Consider the following 18333-nt stretch of genomic DNA (forward strand, 5'->3'; position numbering starts at 1 on the left):
CACCTCCCCATCATTGATGGGGAGGAGATTCTACAGCCCGATCCGTCTCGCCCGCGCCGCGATCTCCAGCAGCAGCCGCTCGGCGATCAACTGGTCGGGCGCGCCCGTGGTCTTGGTGGCGGTGTCGGCGGTGTTGATGGCGTCCTGCACCTCGTCCAGCAGCTCCAGCCGCCAGCCGCGCGCCTGACGCAGCATTTCGGCCTCCTGCTTCCAGAAGACGCCGGCGGCCTTGGCCGCCTCCTTGGCGCCCGCGCCGGCGTCCTGCAAGATATTGATCCGACGGAGTTTTCCGAGCTGGATCGAGGCCTGCCGCACCGCCATGACGGCGCTCTCTCCCTCGGCGAAGGCGCGCCGGAGCCCTGACTGGGCCGGGCCGGGGCGACCGCCGAACGCCTGCAGCGCCGCGTCCTGCAGGCTGGCGTCCGGCTCGACGCCCAGGGCGGCCTCCAGCCCCTCGGCGTCCAGCGTCCGGCCCGATCCGGGGCCGATGTAGAGGGCCAGCCGCTCGATCTCCTGGCGCATCAGGCCGCGTTCGCGGGGCAGGCGGCCGACGAACCGCTCCAGCGCGTCCGAGGTCAGGCTGACCTTGTCGGCGGCCAGGGCCTCGCGGACCATGCGGGCCACGTCGCCGGCCTCATCCTCGTAGCAGACGATGCCGACCGAGCCCTTGCCGGCCTCGGCCGCCTTGCGCAGCGCCGAGTCGCGGCCCAGGGCGCCCGCCTCGATCACCAGCATGGCGTCGGGATTATAGCCGCCGTCGGCATGGGTCTTCAGCGCGGCGGCCAGAACCTTGTCCAGCGACGGCTTGTCGCCGCCGAAACGCACGCGCACCAGACGCCGCCCGCCGATCATCGACAGGGCGGTCAGCGCCTCCTCCAGCGCAACGCCGTCGCCGTCGATGTCCGCGTCGCCCAGGACGCTGACGTTGAAAGGGTCGTTCAGGTCGGGCGTGACCGTCTTGCACAGGATCAGCGCTCGCTCGGCCACGCCGGAGCGGTCCTTGCCGTGGATGACGGCGGCGCGGATCGCCGGATCCGGCCGGGCCAGGAAGCGGTCGATCTCGGGACGTTTGGAGAGGATCACTCCGCCAGCGCGGTCAGGATGGCCAGGCGCAGGCGGCGGGACAGTTCGGCGACGGCGCGGTCTTCGCCGTCCTGCTGGGCCGCGATGCCGGCGTAGGGCTGGTCAGCGGCGGCATAGGTGACGATGGCGGTCTCGACGCCGCTCAGGGCGGGGGCGCCGGACACAGGCGTCAGGGTCCAGGCCGCGCTGACGGTCAGCTGATAGCGCACGGCCGTGTCGTCGATCCGCCGGCCCAGCGGGATGCGCTCCTGATCGACCTCGAGGGCCAGTCGGTGCAGCGGCGGCGTGGCGCCCCGGTTCCAGCCGAGGGCGTCCTCGACCTGCTCGCGCAGTTCGAAGCCCAACCGGCTGTCGGGCGCCGAGACGGCGATGCGTGACAGCGTCCCGCCGGCGGCGTTCTGGGCGTACATGGGCGTGAAGCCGCAGCCCGAAAGCGCAACGGCGACGAGAAGCAAGACGGCCGCGCGCCGGATCATCCGGCCACCAGATTGACGATACGGTCGGTCACGACGATCACCTTGCGGATCGATTGCGAGTTGGCCTCAAGGTAGGCCTGGACCTGCGGATTGGCCAGCGCCGCGGCCTCGACGTCCGCCTGGGGGGCGCCGCGCGGCATCTCGATCTCGCCGCGCCGTTTGCCATTGATCTGGATCGGCAGGATCACGGCCTCGTCGGCGGCCAGGGCCGGGTCGTGCTCGGGCCAAGGGGCGTCCAGGACCATTCCCTTTTCACCCAGACGCGTCCAGCATTCCTCGGCCAGGTGAGGCGTGAACGGCGCGACCAGCCGGGCCAGGGCCGACAGGGCTTCGCGCCTTGCCACGCCACCCGCCGCAGCATGGTCGCGCACCACGCCGACGAAGGCGTAAAGGCGCGCGATGGCCGAGTTGAAACGGAAGGCGGCGACGCCCTCGGTCACGGCCTTGATGGCCTTGTGGGTCTCGCGGATCAGCTTGGCGTCCGCCCCCGGATCGCCCGCGGCGGCCGGATCGAAGCCGTCGAACTCGGCCCAGACGCGCTGGACGAAGCGGCTGGCGCCCTCGACGCCGCCGGTGGTCCACTGCACGTCCCGCTCGGGCGGGCTGTCCGATAGGACGAACAGGCGACCGGCGTCGACGCCGTGGCTCTCCACGATCTCGTGCGGGGCGACGACGTTCTTCTTGGACTTGGACATCTTCTCGATGTCGCCGATGGTCACGGCCTCGCCGGTCGAGAGCTGGCGGGCGGTGCGCTTGGTCCCTTCGGTCGTGATCTCGACGTCGGTCGGCTCGACCCAGGCGCCGTCGGCCCGGCGATAGGTCTCGTGGACCACCATCCCTTGCGTGAACAGGCCGGCGAAGGGCTCGGGCGCGTCCATCAGGCCGGCGTCACTGAGCGCGCGGCTGATGAAGCGGGCGTAGAGCAGGTGCAGGACCGCGTGCTCGACGCCGCCGATATACTGATCGACCGGCAGCCAGCGCCTGGCCGCCTCGGCTTGGATCGGCTCGGCCGCCTTCGGATCGGTGAAGCGGGCGAAATACCAGGAGCTGTCCACGAAGGTGTCCAGGGTGTCGGTCTCGCGCGTCGCATCCGCCCCGCACGACGGGCATGTGACGTGCTTCCACGTCGGATGCCGGTCCAGCGGGTTGCCGGGCTTGTCGAAGGTGACGTCCTTGGGCAGTTCGACCGGCAGCTGAGCCGCCGGCACCGCGCCGCAGGACGGGCAATGGACGATGGGGATGGGGCAGCCCCAGTAGCGTTGCCGCGACACGCCCCAGTCGCGCAGGCGATACAGGGTCGTGCCCTCGCCCTGGCCCGCCGCCTCGATCCGGCGGATCGCTTCGGCCTTGGCCTCCACGACCGGCAGGCCGTTCAGGAAGTCGGAAGCGAACAGGGCGCCCGGGCCCGTATAGGCCTCGGTCCCGACCGCGAAGTCGTCGCCGGCGCCGTCCGGGCGGACCACCGGCGTGACCGGCAGGTCGTATTTGCGGGCGAAGTCCAGGTCGCGCTGGTCATGCGCCGGGCAGCCGAAGATGGCGCCCGAGCCATAGGTGGACAGGACGAAATTGGCCGACCACACCGGCACGGTGCGCTCAGGGTCGAACGGGTGGCGAACGCGCACGCCCAGATCGACGCCCAGCTTCTCGGCCTTTTCGATCTCGGCTTCGCTGGTGCCCAGGCTGGCGCAGGCGTCGACGAAGGCCTGGACGTCCGGCCGCTGTGCGGCGATCGCCTTGGTCAGGGCGTGGTCGGGGGCCAGGGCCAGGAAGCTGGCCCCGAACAGGGTGTCGGGCCGGGTGGTGTAGACCTCGATGGGGTCGGAGACGGCGACATCCGCCGGCGCCTCGACAATCTCCCAGCGCAGGTTGGCGCCCTGACTCTTGCCGATCCAGTTCTCCTGCATCAGCCGGACCTTGTCGGGCCAGCGGCCTTCCAGCGTCTTCAGCCCCTCGATCAGGTCGTCGGCATAGTCGGTGATGCGCAGGAACCACTGGTTCAGCTTGCGCTTCTCGACGATCGCGCCCGAACGCCAGCCGCGCCCGTCCACCACCTGCTCATTGGCCAGGACGGTGTTGTCGACCGGATCCCAGTTGACGACTGAATCCTTGCGGTAGACCAGGCCGCGCCTGAACAGCTCCAGGAACCAGGCCTGCTGTTTGCCGTAATAGGCCGGGTCGCAGGTGGCGAACTCGCGGCTCCAGTCCAGCGACAGGCCCAGCAGCTTCAGCTGGTCGCGCATGGCGGCGATGTTGGACCAGGTCCAGTCGCCGGGATGGACGCCCCGCTCGATGGCGGCGTTCTCGGCCGGCAGACCGAAGGCGTCCCAGCCCATGGGGTGCAGGACGTCGAAGCCCTGGGCGCGCTTCGACCGCGCCACCACATCGCCCATGACGTAGTTGCGGGCGTGGCCCATGTGGATGTTCCCAGACGGATAGGGGAACATCTCCAGCACATAGTATTTCGGCCGCCCGGTATCGCCCTCGGGTGTGACGAAGGCGTTCGCCTCGGCCCAGCGGGCCTGCTGGCGGGGTTCGGCGGTCCGGGGCTCGTAGCGGGCCAAGTCTTCAGTCCTGCAGGGTCGTTACGCCTGGGGCGTGACCCGGCAGGCTTGAAAATGCAACCGGGTTCAGCCGCCGTTGGCGAGGTTCAGCTGGCGCGCCTTGGTCAGGATGGCGTTTTCCAGGTCGGTCTCGGTCTGGGCGGCCACCGGGGCGGCGGTCCAGCCGCCGGACGCGTCCTTGACCTCCTTGGTGATGGAGACGTTCAGGGCGTCGGCGCGCAGGCGCTGGTCCAGGATGAAAACGGTCGCCTTGAAGCGTTCATTCGGCGTCTGCGGATTGACGTACCAGTCATAGTTGACCACGCCGCCCCACGGATCGGCGTTCAGCAGGGGCATGAAGCTGAGGGTGTCCAGCGTGGCGCGCCACAGATAGGCGTTGACGCCGATGCCGGCCTGCTGGGCGTTCGCGGCGGGGCGGCTGTCGCCGCTCTTGCCGATGAAAGGCACGCTGGAGCAGGCGGACAGCATAAGTCCCGACGCGATCAGGGCGACCGCAGCGCCGCGAACAAAAGCCATCTGGGAATCTCCTTGGGTCGGATGCACCAGCATGCGCCGTTTCCTCGTGCGCACACGCCGTCCGACACACCCGGACAGGGCGCGCGGCGGTGGCTCTATAACACGGTCAAAAGGGGCGATGACAAGGCGAAGCCTGCGCCTGTTTGATGCGGCGCTGCAGCAATCGTTTCGCTCGCGCGAAAGGCGAACGCTCCGGCGTTAACTTCCCGTGACGCTTGAGACACATGAATCACGCGATCGGCGCGGAACTGCGTTCGTCAGGGCTCGTTGCGTTGACCGGCAGGGGCCGGGGTGTCTAATCGCCCGGTTCGTGTGCGGTCAGAAGGCCGCAAGGGTTTGTCGAATGCGTCTTGCCGCCGCCATCGCCGTCGCCGTCTGCGCTCTCAGCGCCGGCCTGGCCGTGGCTGACGCGGCGGAGGCGCAGACCGCCGCCCGCCGTGCGCCGAGCGTCAATCTGACGGAGGCCGCCGCCGCCCAGGACGCCGGCCAGCAGACCCAGCGTCGCGGCATGCGCCTGAACCCGAGCGGCCGCTGGGGTCTGGACTTCAACCTGAACCAGCCGGTCGGACGCGAATCCAACTGGGGTGATGTCGAGGCCGGCGCCTATTACCGCCTCAGCCCGCGCCTGCGCGTCGGCGCCGCCGCGGCCGTCGGCTCGCCCGAGACCGATCCGGCCCGCGCGCCCGAAACCGACCGCCGCGCGCAGTCGCGCTTCCGTCTGGAAACCATCTTCAAGTTCTAGGGGGCCGACCCCACCGGCGACGTCATCCTCTGACTTGATCCGAGGATGACGATCCAGGGGGTGGCGGGACGGGCGGTGCGCACCACCCGTCCCCGCCCGCCGCCTCACTCCCCCGTCTGGTAGACCCGCACGTAATCGATCTCCATCGCCTGCGGGAAGACGCTCGGATCCACGCCCTCGGCGCCGCCCCAGGTGCCGCCGACCGCGACGTTCAGGATCAGATAGAAGGGCGTGTTGAACGGCCAGTGCTCGCGCAGGCCGGAGTTGTCGTTGTCCACGCCGTAGAAGGGCGTCCCGTCGACCAGGAAGTCGATACGCTGGGGCGTCCAGTGGATCTGATAATCGTGGAAGGCCCCGCAGGCGGTGGCGATGTCCGTCGATCCGGTCTGGCCGGTGCCGATGGAGTGGTTGAAGGCCTGGCTATGCAGGCTGCCGTAGATCTTGGTCGGCTCCTGGGCGACGTGCTCCATGATGTCGATCTCGCCGCCGATCGGCCAGCCGCCGCCCTGCGACAGCATCCAGATCGCCGGCCAGGACCCAAGGCCGCACGGCAGCTTGGCGCGGGTGCTGATGAAGCCGTAGGTCCAGCTGTGCAGGTCGCGCGTCACCAGGCGGGCCGAGGTGTAGTCCTGCCCGCCGAAGTCCGAGGCGCTCTCCAGCCGTTCGCGCCGGGCGGTGATGACCAGCTTGCCGTCGCGAACCTCGGCGTTCTCCAGCCGGTTCGCCGAATAGTACTGCAGCTCCTCATTGTACCAGCCGGTGCGGTTGGCGACGGTGTCGTAACCCCACTTGGCCGGGTCCGGCGCGCCTGCGGTCTCGAACTCGTCGGCCCAGACCAGACGATACCCCTCGGGCAGACCCGCCACCGCGGGATCCGCCGTCGCCACACTCGTCGTCGCCGTACTGCCCGTGGCCGGCGTTGTCGCCAGCGCGGCCGCCATCATCAGTCCCAGCATGTCCCGTCCTCCCGTTTTATCGTTCCCACCAGACTAGCGGACCGGCGGCGGGGCGAAAGGGCGAATGCACCGCTGACGCCGGCGGTCGGCTCCGCACGACGACCCGCGCGGCGGGGGCGGGGGCCGCGCGCCTAAGCCAGTCCCAGGGTCTCGCGGACCGTCCCGATCTCGTCCGGGCGCATCTGCTCGATCGACGGCAGGACGGACCGCGCGGAGGGGGCCGGCGCCGCCAGGGCCTGGGCAGGGACGACCTCGCGCCCCTTGGCCTGATGGAGCCGGTGCGCCTGGGCGACGAAGACGCTGGTCAGCTCATCGATCTGCGCCGCCGACAGATAGAGCCCCTTCTCGCCCAGCGCGGCGACCTTGTCCGGCGCCAGCCGGATGACCCGTTTGCGAAGGGCGAGGATCGCATCTTCGTCGCGCGCCGCCCCCAGGATGGCGAAGGCGTCCCGCAGGACCTCGATCCCGCGCCACCCCAGCGTGAGGTTGGCGCGCACCCGGGCGGGCGGGCCCAGCGCAAGGTCGCCGCCGGGCGCGGCGATCAGATCCGCCATCACGTCGCGGACAATGTCCGGCGACCCCGCGCCCATGAAATGCACGCTGACGGCGTCCCACCCAAAGGCTTCGGCCCACGGTTCCAGGATGTCGAAGAAGCGGCCGCGCATCGGGTCCCGCCGCTGAAGCTGCGCATAGAACTGGTCGAAGTCGCGGACGTTGGCGCCGCGCTGGGTTCTGAATCCGTAGATGGACGGGATCAGCGCGCGCGGGTCCCGGATCACCGCCACGACCCGCGAGACCGATGGCAGGACCGCCTTCAGGCGCGCGATCGAGGGTGGGGCCAGCCCCTCGAACATCTCGTTCGAGACGATCGGCGTCAGGCCGCGCGCCAGGGCCTGGTCGACCCGGCCGATGAAGCGGAGGGACGCCGCCGAGAGCTGTTGCGCCGCCAGATCGTCCTGAAACTGGATGCGCCCGGCCCGTTTCTCGAACGGCAGATAGGCCAGGCTATGGCGCGCTTCCATCTCCGCGGCGGTGTCCAGCAGACGCCTCTGGATCGCCGTCGAGGCGCACTTCCTGAAGCCGATGTGCAGGATCGTCACGTCGACGCCCGCCCCATCCGACCGGACGCCTTAGCGAGCGGCCCGCATTCCGCGGCGAAGCGCGCGGCACCTGGGGTCGGCAGGTCGGTGCAGGCGCGGGCCGCGAAACGACGCGGGTCCTGGGCAAAGGTTCGCGCCCGGTCCCGCCAGGGAAACAGCCGGCGATTCATGTGCGCCCTCCTTCAGCCCGTGAAAAGGACGCCAGGCTTCGGATCGTTCTGAACCCCTGCCCCCAAACTGCCAAGCGGTCAGCCGGCGCGACCGCCGACACGCCGACGCTCGCTCAATCTCATTGTCCGGAAGGGATGGTGCCGCTTAGGTGACTCGAACACCTGACCCCCGCATTACGAAATCAAGGGAAGCGCGCCGATCAAACTCAGGCAGGGTGTGGCTTTGAAGGTCTATCGCAACCTCTGTAATGAGCAACACCTAGGTCATTCCCAGCCTAACCTGGCAGCGAAGTACCAACCCGTCTGACTTAACGCTCGATGGCTCAGAGCCAAGCACTGTTTCAACCTGCGCGATACCTGCAGAAGCCCAAGTTGCTACGTGCCACTCAAAGACCGCGTGATTTGCAAATTGTCATGGTGTGAGTTGGGTCTAAGGGGCACTTTCGTCGGCGGCTCACACGCGCTATCTTCGAACAATGGCTAGCCCCGCTCCCCGGAAAGAAGCCCCGACTAAAGGGCGGCGCAAGTCGGCTGCCGGACGGGTCGCGCTGAAACGCTCCCAAGAAAAGCCGGACCTTATCGAACGACTCGCGATCGCGGCTGACAAGGCTGAAGCGTCGGTGCGCATTGACCTGTCGGGCATGTCCCGCGCCGAGCGCAGCAAGTTCCTATTTGATAGATGAGCGAGAGGCTCAGCGCGCGTCTAACTAAACCAAGGATTCAGCTCAAGCCGAAGCCGGTCACGACTTGGGCGGGCTGGTTCGACACCGCGGGTGTGAGTGCCGATCCCAAACTTCGGAATGACCTTCTCGATCTCATTGACCTGATCACCGAAGGCAAGCCGATCCCCAACCGTTACTACCGCAGCAGCGCGGGGCGAGACCGCCTGCTTGAGGAGGAGGGGATTATGCATCTACATCTGGGTCACGCGGGATCGAATGTCATAATCTATCTGCTGCAGTTTGAAGACGAAGTCTTGCTGCTGGCGGCAGGCACGCACGCCGAGCTGCAACAAGCCTACCAGGTCACTTGGCGCAAGCAGGTAGGCTCTACACCGGCGGACCAGCGCGCGAAGGGCGCGGCGGCGCTGCGAGCGAAGCAGGCTGCAAAGGCTGCTGAAATTAAGAATAAGGCTCGTACTCTGGCAATAGAAAAGCTGAAGAAAAGTTCGTCGCCAACTAAATCGACACCGGTTAAGGCTCCACCGGATTCCGATTAGGCGCGGCAGTCGATCTGCTGCCCAGCCGCTGTGTGGGAGTTTCTTCTCCGGGATTAGGTACCGGTTCCGCAAAATACGGCATCACTCCTCCTCGTCTTCGATAGTCGGATCAAGCTGAGATCGCAGATCTGAAATCTCCAGTGTCCGCCATTCAGACACAATGTCACCGATTTTGAGAGGAGCAACACCCTCTAGGCTTTCTTGGGAAATCACTACATATCCCCCCCGATTGAGAGGCAAAATGACTGCGACGTCCTCCATCCATTCCGAAATATTCCTTATCAAAGCTGACTTAATGACGTCGCGACCTGAGATCAGCTGAAGAGATTTACGGCTTAGTCGAAAACGGGCTTTGGCCGATTTCTTCAGCATCAGCATCAGCAGGTAAGCAATATGTTCGTATGAGCGCACGACCCTCTCCTCGACTATCCCAAAACGGGGTAAAGCATAGCCCGTTTCGGGGGTCAAGGGGGCTGCCCTCTACGATCCGAAACGGCTGTATGCTCGTCAGGAAGACAGCCTTTTAGGATGCGGCAGGAGCTGAGTGGGGCGGAGGACCCTCCCGGCACGGTCTAAGATAGAGCGACCCATGCAGGCGCATTCTCAAAAGCTAGCAGACGGGAGGAGCCCTCAAGCTGATAGCTGTGCCGCCAATTCGCGCTGGCGGCCTTGGGTGGTGGCGGCTAAGCCAGCACAACCACCGGGGGGGGGGGAAGTTCGATGGCCGTCAAGATGAAGGCCGCTAACGGCGGCGATCTCGGATTTGAGGCGGAGCTGTTCAAGGCCGCCGATAAGCTCCGCGGCAATCTGGAGCCGTCGGAGTACAAGCACGTCGCGCTTGGCCTGATCTTCCTAAAATATATCTCCGAGGCCTTCGAGGCGCAGTACGAGAAGCTCAAGGGCGAGGCCTACGCCGACGCCGAGGACCCCGAGGAATACCTCGCCGCCCACGTCTTCTGGGTCCCGCCCGAGGCGCGCTGGGCCAATCTGCAGGCCAACGCCAAACGACCCGAGATCGCCTTCGTCGACGTCACGACGGGCAAGGAGAAGAAGGGCGACATCGGCGGGCTGATCGACAACGCCATGGAGGCGATCGAGAAAGCCAACATCACCGTCCTGAAGGACGTCCTGCCCAAGATCTACAGCCGGCCCCAGTTGGACAAGACCATGCTGGGCGAGCTGGTCGACCTGTTCTCCAACGTCGACATGAAGGTCGGCCACGACGGGGCCCAGGACCTGCTGGGCCGCGCCTATGAGTATTTCATCTCGCAGTTCGCCGGCGCCGAGGGCAAACGCGGTGGCGAGTTCTTCACCCCCCGGTCCGTGGTGCGCACCATCGTCGAGGTGCTGGAGCCGGTGAAGGGCCGGGTCTACGACCCCGCCTGCGGCTCGGGCGGCATGTTCGTGCAGTCGGAGCGGTTCGTGGAGGACCATCAGGGCCGCCGCTCCGACATCGCCGTCTATGGCCAGGAGCGCAACCACACCACCTGGCGCCTGTGCAAGATGAACCTGGCGGTGCGCGGCATCGACGCCGACATCGCCTGGAACAACGAGGGATCGTTCCTGCGCGATGCCTTCCCGACTCTGAAGTTCGACTATGCGATGGCCAATCCGCCATTCAACATCTCGGACTGGTGGCAGCCCAGCCTGGCGGACGACCCGCGCTGGACCTTCGGCACGCCGCCCCAAGGCAACGCCAACTTCGCCTGGCTGCAGCACATCCTGCACCATCTGGCGCCGCGCGGCACCGCCGGGGTGGTGCTGGCCAACGGCTCGATGTCGTCGCAGCAGTCGGGTGAAGGCGATATCCGCAAGGCCATGATCGAGGGCGACGTGGTCGACTGTATGGTCGCCCTGCCGGGCCAGCTGTTCTACTCGACCCAGATCCCCGCCTGCCTGTGGTTCCTGGCCCGCGACAAGAGAGCCAACGGCCACCGCGACCGGCGCGGCGAAATCTTGTTTATTGACGCGCGAAAGCTGGGCCACATGGTCGACCGCACCCGGCGGGAGTTCTCGCACGATGATGTGGCGAAGATCGCGGAGACCTATCACCGCTGGCGCAACCGGTCGGAGTCAAATGAAGCACGGGGGTTGGAGCCTTACGCAGACGAGCCGGGCTTCTGCCGCTCGGCTTCGCTGGACGACGTGAGTCGCCACGGCCATGTGCTCACCCCGGGGCGCTTTGTCGGCTCGGCGGATGAGGAGGATGACGGTGTCAGCTTCGAAGAGCGGTTCGGAGCACTGCGGGCAAAGCTGGCGGAACACTTCTCGGAAGGGCGTGATCTGGAAGGCCAAATCGAAACCGCGTTAAGCCGGCTAGTCGCCCAATGATCGGTTGGAGCTATCGCCCCCTTGGAGACCTAATTGAAAGTCTCGATGCACGAAGAAAGCCTGTAAAAGGGTCGGATCGCCGCCCCGGACCATATCCATACTACGGGGCCTCGGGGGTGGTCGATCATGTCGATGATTACCTCTTCGAGGGGTTACACCTGTTGGTGGCCGAAGATGGGGAGAACCTCCGAACCAGAAAGCTGCCAATCGCCTTCCTCGCGCGTGGTCGGTTTTGGGTAAATAATCATGCTCACGTTGTGCGGGGCAACGCCCACGCCGATACGCGCTTTCTTTCATATGCGCTGATGGTGGCCGACGTTTCTAGCTACCTCAGTGGCTCGACCATGCCGAAACTGACCCAAGGCAATCTGCACAAGGTGCCGATTTATGCTCCGGAGCTCGGCGAACAGATCGCAATCGCTGACGCTCTTGCGTCAATGGACCACAAGATCGATCTGAATCGGCGGATGAACGAGGTGCTGGGGGCGATGTCGCAAGCGATCTTCCGCGACTGGTTCGTCTACTTCGGCCCAGTACGCCGCAAGCTGGCTGGCGAGACCGACCCGGTGGCTATCATGGGGGGGGTCACCGCCGACCTCGTCCGCGCAGCTGAACTTGCTGCGCTATTTCCGGCAGAGCTCGATGGCGTTGGTCTTCCTCAAGGATGGATCGAAAGCCCGCTCGATCAGATCGCCGAGTTTCTCAACGGGCTGGCGTTGCAGAAATTTCCTGCCGTCGACGGTGAACCCAGCCTGCCTGTTATCAAGATCGCGGAGCTGCGAAACGGTCTGTCCGAAGACAGCAATCGGGCATCTCCCCAGTTGCCGGAGAAGTACATCGTGCGCGATGGCGACTACATCTTCTCATGGTCTGGCAGCCTCATGGCCAAGGTCTGGACAGAGGGTGACGGCGCGCTAAATCAGCACCTATTCAAGGTCTCCTCGAGTTCTTATCCGCAGTGGTTCTTCGCCGCGTGGGTGGAGCACCACCTCCCCGAGTTCCAACGGATCGCCGCATCGAAGGCGACCACCATGGGCCATATTCAGCGCGGGCACCTGGCCTCAGCCACGACCGTCTGCCCACCGCAGCCGACCTTGGACGTGATGGCGTCCGTGCTCGCGCCCCTCTGGGAGCGACGCATCCACAACGACCTCGAGATTCGCACCCTCGCCGAAACCCGCGACTACCTGCTCCCTCGCTTAATGTCGGGCGAGGTGCGGGTGGGCGGCGCTGACACAGAGGAAGCGGCCGCGTGAAAACCGCTCTCTGCGAGACTTTTCAAGAACTGGCTCACTTCACTTGGAAGCGGCTTGGCGCAGCGAGTGCGACCGGCCTGCCTTGGAGTGAAGAGACGAACACAGAAACGCTGCTGGCGACCTTGGCGGAACGGCATTCGCGTCATGTTGGGCTACGGGCCTTTACGCGTCGCGAAGAGGCTTTGAACGGTTCTGATTGGGAGTGGTGGATCGGATCCCCCGGGGCCTGGTTTGGAATGCGGGTTCAGGCAAAGCGTATCCATCGAACGAACGGTCGCTTTGTAGGCATTCATCGCCAAAAGCCGCGCGGTCACACCTCAACCCAAATGAACACATTGATCACTCGGGCGGCGAAGGACGGGCTCGCGCCCGTCTATTGTTTCTACGTTCATTCAGCGACCTGGCCGAACAATGCAATCTGGCTGGCCCAAGGCAATAAATCGCCGCGTCGTGAACTCGCCGGATGCTTGATCGCACACGCGTCGGCCGTTTGGGCGACCCGGTCTGAAACCTTGGCGAAGGTCGGCGAAGTGTGCGTGCCCTGGCACTATCTGGTTTGCGACGACAGCTGTGACGACGGACCAGCAGCGGATAGGATTCGAGGGCTTCTGCACGGATCTGCTCTCGCGGGTGATCGCGCGAGAGGGCTTTTGGCTGACCCCTACAACGAGGACTTTCCTCTACCATTGGTTCGTCAGTATTTGCCTGACCACGTCACGACTGCGCTTTCTGATCCGGACGGGGCAGTCGACGACGGAACCGAAAGCCCGAGGCAGTATGTGCAATCGCGCGGCCTGAACGGATTTGTCGTCATAAACACATCTGCAGACGGGGTCTGGTAGCCATGATCAACAAGAAAATCGACCCGCAGGACAAGAGCCTGAAGACCCTGTTTCAGGACTTCTATCGGGTGCCCGATTATCAGCGCGAATACGTCTGGGGCGAGAGCGACCCCAAGGGCGAGGGCGGCGAGGAGGTCGATCAGTTCCTGAACGACATCCACATCGAGTTCCAGAACGCCACCAAGGATGACGCGCCGGAGTATTTCATCGGCACCATCGTCGTCTGCCGCGACAGGGACGAGGTGTATGACCTGATCGACGGCCAGCAGCGGACAACTACGGCCTACGTCACGCTGTGCGCTATCCGCGACACTCTCAAAGCGCTCGAAGCCGCCGTTCCGGACGAGTTGCCCGGCCAGATCGCCGCCAGCTCGACCGACTGGCAGGGCAACACCCAGCACCGCCTTCGCTTGGATCTGCAGTATGAAGACGCCGGCGGCATTCTGGAACGCTACGCCAACGGCGAGGCGGCCGAGGCACCGCGCGACGGCACGCGCTCGATTCGCAATCTCGGCAACGCCTACGACACGGTGCGCGAGTTCTTGCGGACGACCTTCGCCGACGACCCGGCTGAGATCCGGCGATTCTACGGCTACCTGACCAACAAGGTGAAGGTGATCCGGATCGAGACGCCAACTGTCACCATGGCCTTGAAAATCTTCGAGACCATCAATGATCGCGGCGTCGGCCTAGACGCCATGGACCTGCTGAAGAACCTGCTCTTCATGCACGCCAAGGGGGACGAGTTCGGCAAGCTAAAGGCTGTCTGGAAGAACCTGACTGACGCCATTTACAAGGCGCGGGAGAAGCCGCTTCGGTTCCTGCGATACTACCTGTTGGCGACCTACGACCTCGACGGAAAGCTGCGCGAGGACGCGATCTACGACTGGTTCCAGAAGAACGCCGACATCACCGGGCACGCCACCAAACCACTGGCATTCGCCAACCAGCTGCTGGAAGCGGCGCAGGCTTATGCCAATTTCGCGCGCGGCATGAACGTAATTGGTCAGCCCGAACCGGGCATCGAGAACACCCGCCTGCTGGGCGGCCAGTCGATCAAGCAGCACTTCATGTTGCTTCTGTCTGGACGACGCCTGTCTACGACGAACTTCAGCCGCTTGGCCGATGAGATCGAGAAGACGATGTTCGTCTGGCTCATCACCGGCACCCCGGCCAAGGAATACGAGCGCCGTATCATTGAAGCAGCCCACCGGCTGCGGGGCACCGCGGATGATCAGCTCGACGCGTTTATCCGTGATGTGTTCGTCAAAGAGCGGGCGGCGCTAGATCGCGAATTCGAGCACGCCTTGCTGACCTTGAGCACGCGGAACGTCCGTCAATTCCGGCTGCGCTATCTGCTCGCCAAAATGACCCAGTACGTCGATCTGCAGGCTTACGGCCCAAGCGAGTCGCGCAACCGGCTTGCCGACTACACTGCCGGCGGCAATGACATTGAGCACATCTTGCCGGACAGCGGCCATCCTGACGCCCTTGCTGAGTTCGGTGAGGGGGGCGACGATCAGGCCATCATTCAGAGCATCGGCAACCTGTTGCTGATCGAGAAGTCGATCAACCGATCGATCTCGAACGGCCGTTACTCGGGCAAGGTCGGCGCCTACGCTCAATCCAAGTTTCTGCTCACGCGGTGCCAGGCGAGCACAGAGGCTCAGGAGGTTGGCTCCGCCGATAAGATCACTAAGGCGGTCCAGGGTCTGGAATGCTGGCCGGAATGGCATGCGGAGGCCGTCGCGCAGCGTCAGCGGTTGCTGAGCAGACTGTCGCGGCGCGTTTGGGATGTGCCCTCGGCCAGCGTGGCGGAAGCCGCGTGATGTCCGGAAGTTTCTCGGAAGACATCGTCGAGGAAGCTGGCATCGAAATCCTCAAGGACCTCGGCTGGCTTTACCTGCACGGGACCAGCATCGCCCCCGACGGTCCTGCGCCGCAGCGTCAGGCCTTCTCCGACGTCATCCTGTTGCCCCGGCTCGAGACCGCGCTCGCCAAACTGAATCCCGACGTGCCGGAAGCGGCGCGCAATGAGGCGATCCGGGAGCTGCTGACCAGCGCGACGGGGTCGCTGGTCGAGGAGAACCGCCGCATCCACCGTCTGCTGACCGATGGGGTCGGGGTGCAGCATCGCGCCGCCGACGGCCGCATCGTGTCGGAGAAGGTCTGGCTGATCGACTTCAGCAACCCAGACGCCAACGACTGGCTGGTGGTGAACCAGTTCACCGTCGTCGAGGGGCCGTTCAATCGCCGGCCCGATCTGGTGCTGTTCGTCAACGGCCTGCCGCTTGCGGTGCTGGAACTGAAGAACGCGGCGGCCGAGAACGCCACTACGACCGACGCCTTCAACCAGCTCCAGACCTATCTGACCCAGGTGCCCGGGCTGTTCCGCACCAATGCCGTCCTCGTCGCCTCCGACGGCCTGGAAGCGCGGATCGGCTCGCTGACCGCCGACTTCGAGCGGTTCATGCCGTGGCGCACCATCACCGGCGCCGACGACGACTTCACCCACAAGGGTTCGGCGGAGCTCGAGACCCTCCTGCGCGGCGTGTTCGAGCGGGAGCATTTCCTCGCCCTGATCCGCGACTTCACCGTCTTCGGCGACGGCGACCGCGGACCATTCAAGATTATCGGCGGCTATCATCAATTCCACGGCGCGCGGAAGGCGCTGATCGAGACGGTGGAAGCGACGAGGCCGGACGGCGACCGCAAGATCGGCGTCATCTGGCACACCCAGGGATCCGGCAAGAGCCTGCTGATGGCCTTCTTCGCCGGCTTGGTCGTCAAGGACCCGGCGCTGGAAAACCCGACGATCGTCGTGCTGACCGACCGCAACGATCTGGACGACCAGCTCTATTCGACCTTCGGCCTGTGCCGCGATCTCGTCCGACAGACGCCGGAACAGGCGGACAGTCGGGATGAGCTCAGGCGCTTGCTCAGCCGGACCTCGGGCGGCGTTATCTTCACCACGGTGCAGAAATTCTCGCCCGAGAAGGGCGAGGAGCAGTTCCCCCAGCTGACCGACCGCCGCAACCTGATCGTGATGGCTGACGAGGCCCACCGCAGCCAGTACGGCTTCGACTCCAAACTTAACCGCGAGACCGGGGAGCGCCGGTACGGCTACGCCCACTATGTGCGGCAGGCCATGCCCAACGCCTCCTTCATCGGCTTCACCGGCACGCCGATCGAGGCGGACGACGTGAACACGCCGGCGGTCTTCGGCGACTACATCGATGTCTACGACATCAGTCGGGCGGTCGAGGACGGCGCGACGGTGCCGATCTACTACGAGAGCCGGCTGGCGCGGATCGAGCTCGACGAGGACGAGAAGCCGAAGATCGACGCCGAGGTCGAGGCGCTGGTCGCCGACGAAACCCTGACAGAGGCCGAAAAGGCCAAGGCGAAGTGGTCGACGGTCGAGGCGCTGGTGGGGTCGACCAAGCGGCTGGACCAGATCGCGGCCGATCTGGTTCGACACCTCGAAGCGCGTACAGGGGGAGTGACCGGCAAAGCCATGGCCGTCTGCATGAGCCGGCGCATTTGCGTGAAGCTCTACGACGCGATCATCGCCCTGAGACCCGATTGGGGCTCGGACGATGACGCCTTGGGCGCGGTGAAGATAGTCATGACCGGCTCGGCCTCGGATCCACTGGTTTGGCAGAAGCACATCGGCAACAAGAAGCGCCGGGATTTTCTGGCCACGCGGGCTCGCGATCCGTCCGATCCCCTTAAGCTGGTGATCGTCCGCGACATGTGGCTCACGGGCTTCGACGCGCCCTGCATGAACACGATGTACATCGACAAACCCATGCGCGGGCATGGCCTCATGCAGGCGATCGCCCGGGTCAACCGGGTGTTCCGTGACAAGCCCGGCGGCCTGGTCGTGGACTACATCGGCATCGCGCAGAACCTGAAGGCCGCGCTCGGCCAATACACCCAAGCGGATCGCGACAAGACTGGCATCGACGAGGAAGAGGCGGTCGCGGTCCTGATGGAGCGCTACGAGGTCGTGCGCGGCATCTTCCATGGTTTCGACTACGAGCCGGGGATTTCCGGAGCGCCGATGCAGCGCCTGGCCTGTCTGGCCGGCGCCATCGACTGGGTGCTGAAGTGGGCAGAAGGGGAGGCGGCCAAGGTCAACTCACCGGAGGAAAAGAAACAGGCCCACCGCCATTTCCATGATCTGGTCCTGGGTCTCGGCAAGGCCTACGCCCTGGCCTCGGCGAGCGACGAGGCGCGCGAGATCCGCGACGAAGTCGGCTTTTTCCAGGCTATCCGGGCCGCGCTCGCGAAGAGTTCGGCCAAGGGCGGGTTGAGCACGGCCGACAAGACCCTCGCGGTCCAGCAGCTGATCGACCAGTCGATCGCCTCGGCCGAGATCATCGACGTCCTGCAAGCGGCCGGGATGAAGGCTCCGGATATTTCGATCCTCTCCGACGAGTTCCTGCTCGAGGTCGCGGGAATGGAGAAGAAGAATCTCGCTCTGGAAGCGCTGAAAAAGCTGCTGGCTGGAGAGATCAAGAGCCGGTCTCGCACCAACGTGGTCGAGAGCAAGGCCTTCTCGCAACGCTTGGAGGACGCCGTGGCGAGGTACCACGCCGGCGCTCTATCGGCGCTTGAGATGATCCAGGAGCTGATCAATCTCGCTAAGGATCTGAAGGCTGCATACGCGCGCGGCGAAGAGACTGGCCTCTCTCAGGAAGAGCTGGCGTTCTACGACGCTCTGGCCGAACATGAGAAGGCGGTCGAAATCCTGGGCAGCGCCCAGCTGCGGGTCATTGCGCATGAGCTTGTCGAACAGCTGCGCAGCAACGTCACCGTCGACTGGCACCACCGCGAAAGCGCGCGCGCCTCTATGCGCATCTTGGTGAAGCGCATTCTACGCCGATACGGATATCCGCCGGACCTGTCAGACATGGCGGTGCAGACAGTGCTAGCTCAGGCGGAAACCCTATTGAGGGGGAACTAGCAGACCTCGAGTTCGAAAGCCGATGATGCACGGCAGGTGTTTCCCAGAAACCATTGGCCGCCCTTAAATTCGGCGAACAGTGGTCAGCTCGCGCCGTGCTGCCTGATCG

14 protein-coding genes are annotated in these 18333 nt (G+C 65.2%); 7 read left to right on the forward strand and 7 right to left on the reverse strand.

Annotated elements, in window-relative coordinates; genetic code table 11:
- Window positions 1-30: 30 nt before the first annotated feature.
- The 4 genes from holA to ASG17_RS00740 all read right to left on the reverse strand — a co-directional run bounded on the left by holA (window position 31) and on the right by ASG17_RS00740 (window position 4636).
- Window positions 31-1083, reverse strand: a complete 1053-nt coding sequence (holA, locus tag ASG17_RS00725; RefSeq protein WP_056098045.1) for a DNA polymerase III subunit delta — start codon at window positions 1081-1083, stop codon at window positions 31-33.
- Window positions 1080-1559 (reverse strand): LPS assembly lipoprotein LptE, encoded by a 480-nt coding sequence (gene lptE, locus ASG17_RS00730; RefSeq protein WP_056098046.1) that lies wholly within the window; start codon window positions 1557-1559, stop codon window positions 1080-1082. The genes holA and lptE overlap by 4 nt, the downstream gene beginning before the upstream one ends.
- The gene (gene leuS / locus ASG17_RS00735) at window positions 1556-4120 is read right to left on the reverse strand and encodes a leucine--tRNA ligase (protein ID WP_056098048.1); all 2565 of its coding nucleotides are present in this window, start codon (window positions 4118-4120) and stop codon (window positions 1556-1558) included. The genes lptE and leuS overlap by 4 nt, the downstream gene beginning before the upstream one ends.
- Before the next feature lie 66 nt (window positions 4121-4186).
- Window positions 4187-4636 carry a DUF3576 domain-containing protein gene (locus ASG17_RS00740; RefSeq protein WP_056098900.1) on the reverse strand — a complete coding sequence of 150 codons (450 nt, stop codon included), beginning with the start codon at window positions 4634-4636 and terminating at the stop codon, window positions 4187-4189.
- A gap of 343 nt (window positions 4637-4979) precedes the next feature.
- Here ASG17_RS00740 and ASG17_RS00745 point away from each other — a divergent pair, with 343 nt between their 5' ends.
- Window positions 4980-5378, forward strand: coding sequence for an NtrZ family periplasmic regulatory protein (locus ASG17_RS00745; RefSeq protein WP_056098050.1), 399 nt, complete (start codon window positions 4980-4982; stop codon window positions 5376-5378).
- Window positions 5379-5482: 104 nt separating this feature from the next.
- On the opposite strand, the gene ASG17_RS00750 is transcribed toward ASG17_RS00745, so the two are convergent.
- Together ASG17_RS00750 and ASG17_RS00755 are read right to left on the reverse strand one after the other, a co-directional pair.
- Window positions 5483-6334, reverse strand: a complete 852-nt coding sequence (locus ASG17_RS00750; protein WP_056098054.1) for a family 16 glycosylhydrolase — start codon at window positions 6332-6334, stop codon at window positions 5483-5485.
- 131 nt (window positions 6335-6465) lie between these two features.
- Complete coding sequence (locus ASG17_RS00755; protein WP_056098055.1) at window positions 6466-7434, reverse strand: hypothetical protein; 969 nt, start codon at window positions 7432-7434, stop codon at window positions 6466-6468.
- Window positions 7435-8283: 849 nt separating this feature from the next.
- On the opposite strand from ASG17_RS00755, the gene ASG17_RS15330 reads away from it, so the two are divergent.
- The gene (locus ASG17_RS15330; RefSeq protein ID WP_156367681.1) at window positions 8284-8823 is read left to right on the forward strand and encodes a hypothetical protein; all 540 of its coding nucleotides are present in this window, start codon (window positions 8284-8286) and stop codon (window positions 8821-8823) included.
- Between the two features lie 81 nt (window positions 8824-8904).
- On the opposite strand, the gene ASG17_RS15335 is transcribed toward ASG17_RS15330, so the two are convergent.
- Window positions 8905-9234 (reverse strand): hypothetical protein, encoded by a 330-nt coding sequence (locus ASG17_RS15335; RefSeq protein ID WP_156367682.1) that lies wholly within the window; start codon window positions 9232-9234, stop codon window positions 8905-8907.
- 309 nt (window positions 9235-9543) lie between these two features.
- Between ASG17_RS15335 and ASG17_RS00760 the strand changes: the two genes are divergently transcribed.
- Genes ASG17_RS00760 through ASG17_RS00780 form a run of 5 tightly spaced genes read left to right on the forward strand, consistent with a single transcriptional unit; the run spans window position 9544 to window position 18224 of the window.
- Window positions 9544-11154 carry a class I SAM-dependent DNA methyltransferase gene (locus ASG17_RS00760; RefSeq protein WP_200935004.1) on the forward strand — a complete coding sequence of 537 codons (1611 nt, stop codon included), beginning with the start codon at window positions 9544-9546 and terminating at the stop codon, window positions 11152-11154.
- Window positions 11151-12410, forward strand: coding sequence for a restriction endonuclease subunit S (locus ASG17_RS00765; RefSeq protein ID WP_082496037.1), 1260 nt, complete (start codon window positions 11151-11153; stop codon window positions 12408-12410). Before ASG17_RS00760 ends, ASG17_RS00765 begins: the two co-directional genes overlap by 4 nt.
- Window positions 12407-13252 carry a DUF6615 family protein gene (locus tag ASG17_RS15340; RefSeq protein ID WP_156367683.1) on the forward strand — a complete coding sequence of 282 codons (846 nt, stop codon included), beginning with the start codon at window positions 12407-12409 and terminating at the stop codon, window positions 13250-13252. Before ASG17_RS00765 ends, ASG17_RS15340 begins: the two co-directional genes overlap by 4 nt.
- Before the next feature lie 2 nt (window positions 13253-13254).
- Complete coding sequence (locus ASG17_RS00775; RefSeq protein WP_200935005.1) at window positions 13255-15081, forward strand: DUF262 domain-containing protein; 1827 nt, start codon at window positions 13255-13257, stop codon at window positions 15079-15081.
- Window positions 15081-18224 (forward strand): type I restriction endonuclease subunit R, encoded by a 3144-nt coding sequence (locus tag ASG17_RS00780; protein WP_056098059.1) that lies wholly within the window; start codon window positions 15081-15083, stop codon window positions 18222-18224. Before ASG17_RS00775 ends, ASG17_RS00780 begins: the two co-directional genes overlap by 1 nt.
- Window positions 18225-18333 lie beyond the last annotated feature (109 nt).

Source organism: Brevundimonas sp. Leaf363 (genome assembly GCF_001424025.1).
Taxonomy (GTDB): Bacteria; Pseudomonadota; Alphaproteobacteria; order Caulobacterales; family Caulobacteraceae; genus Brevundimonas.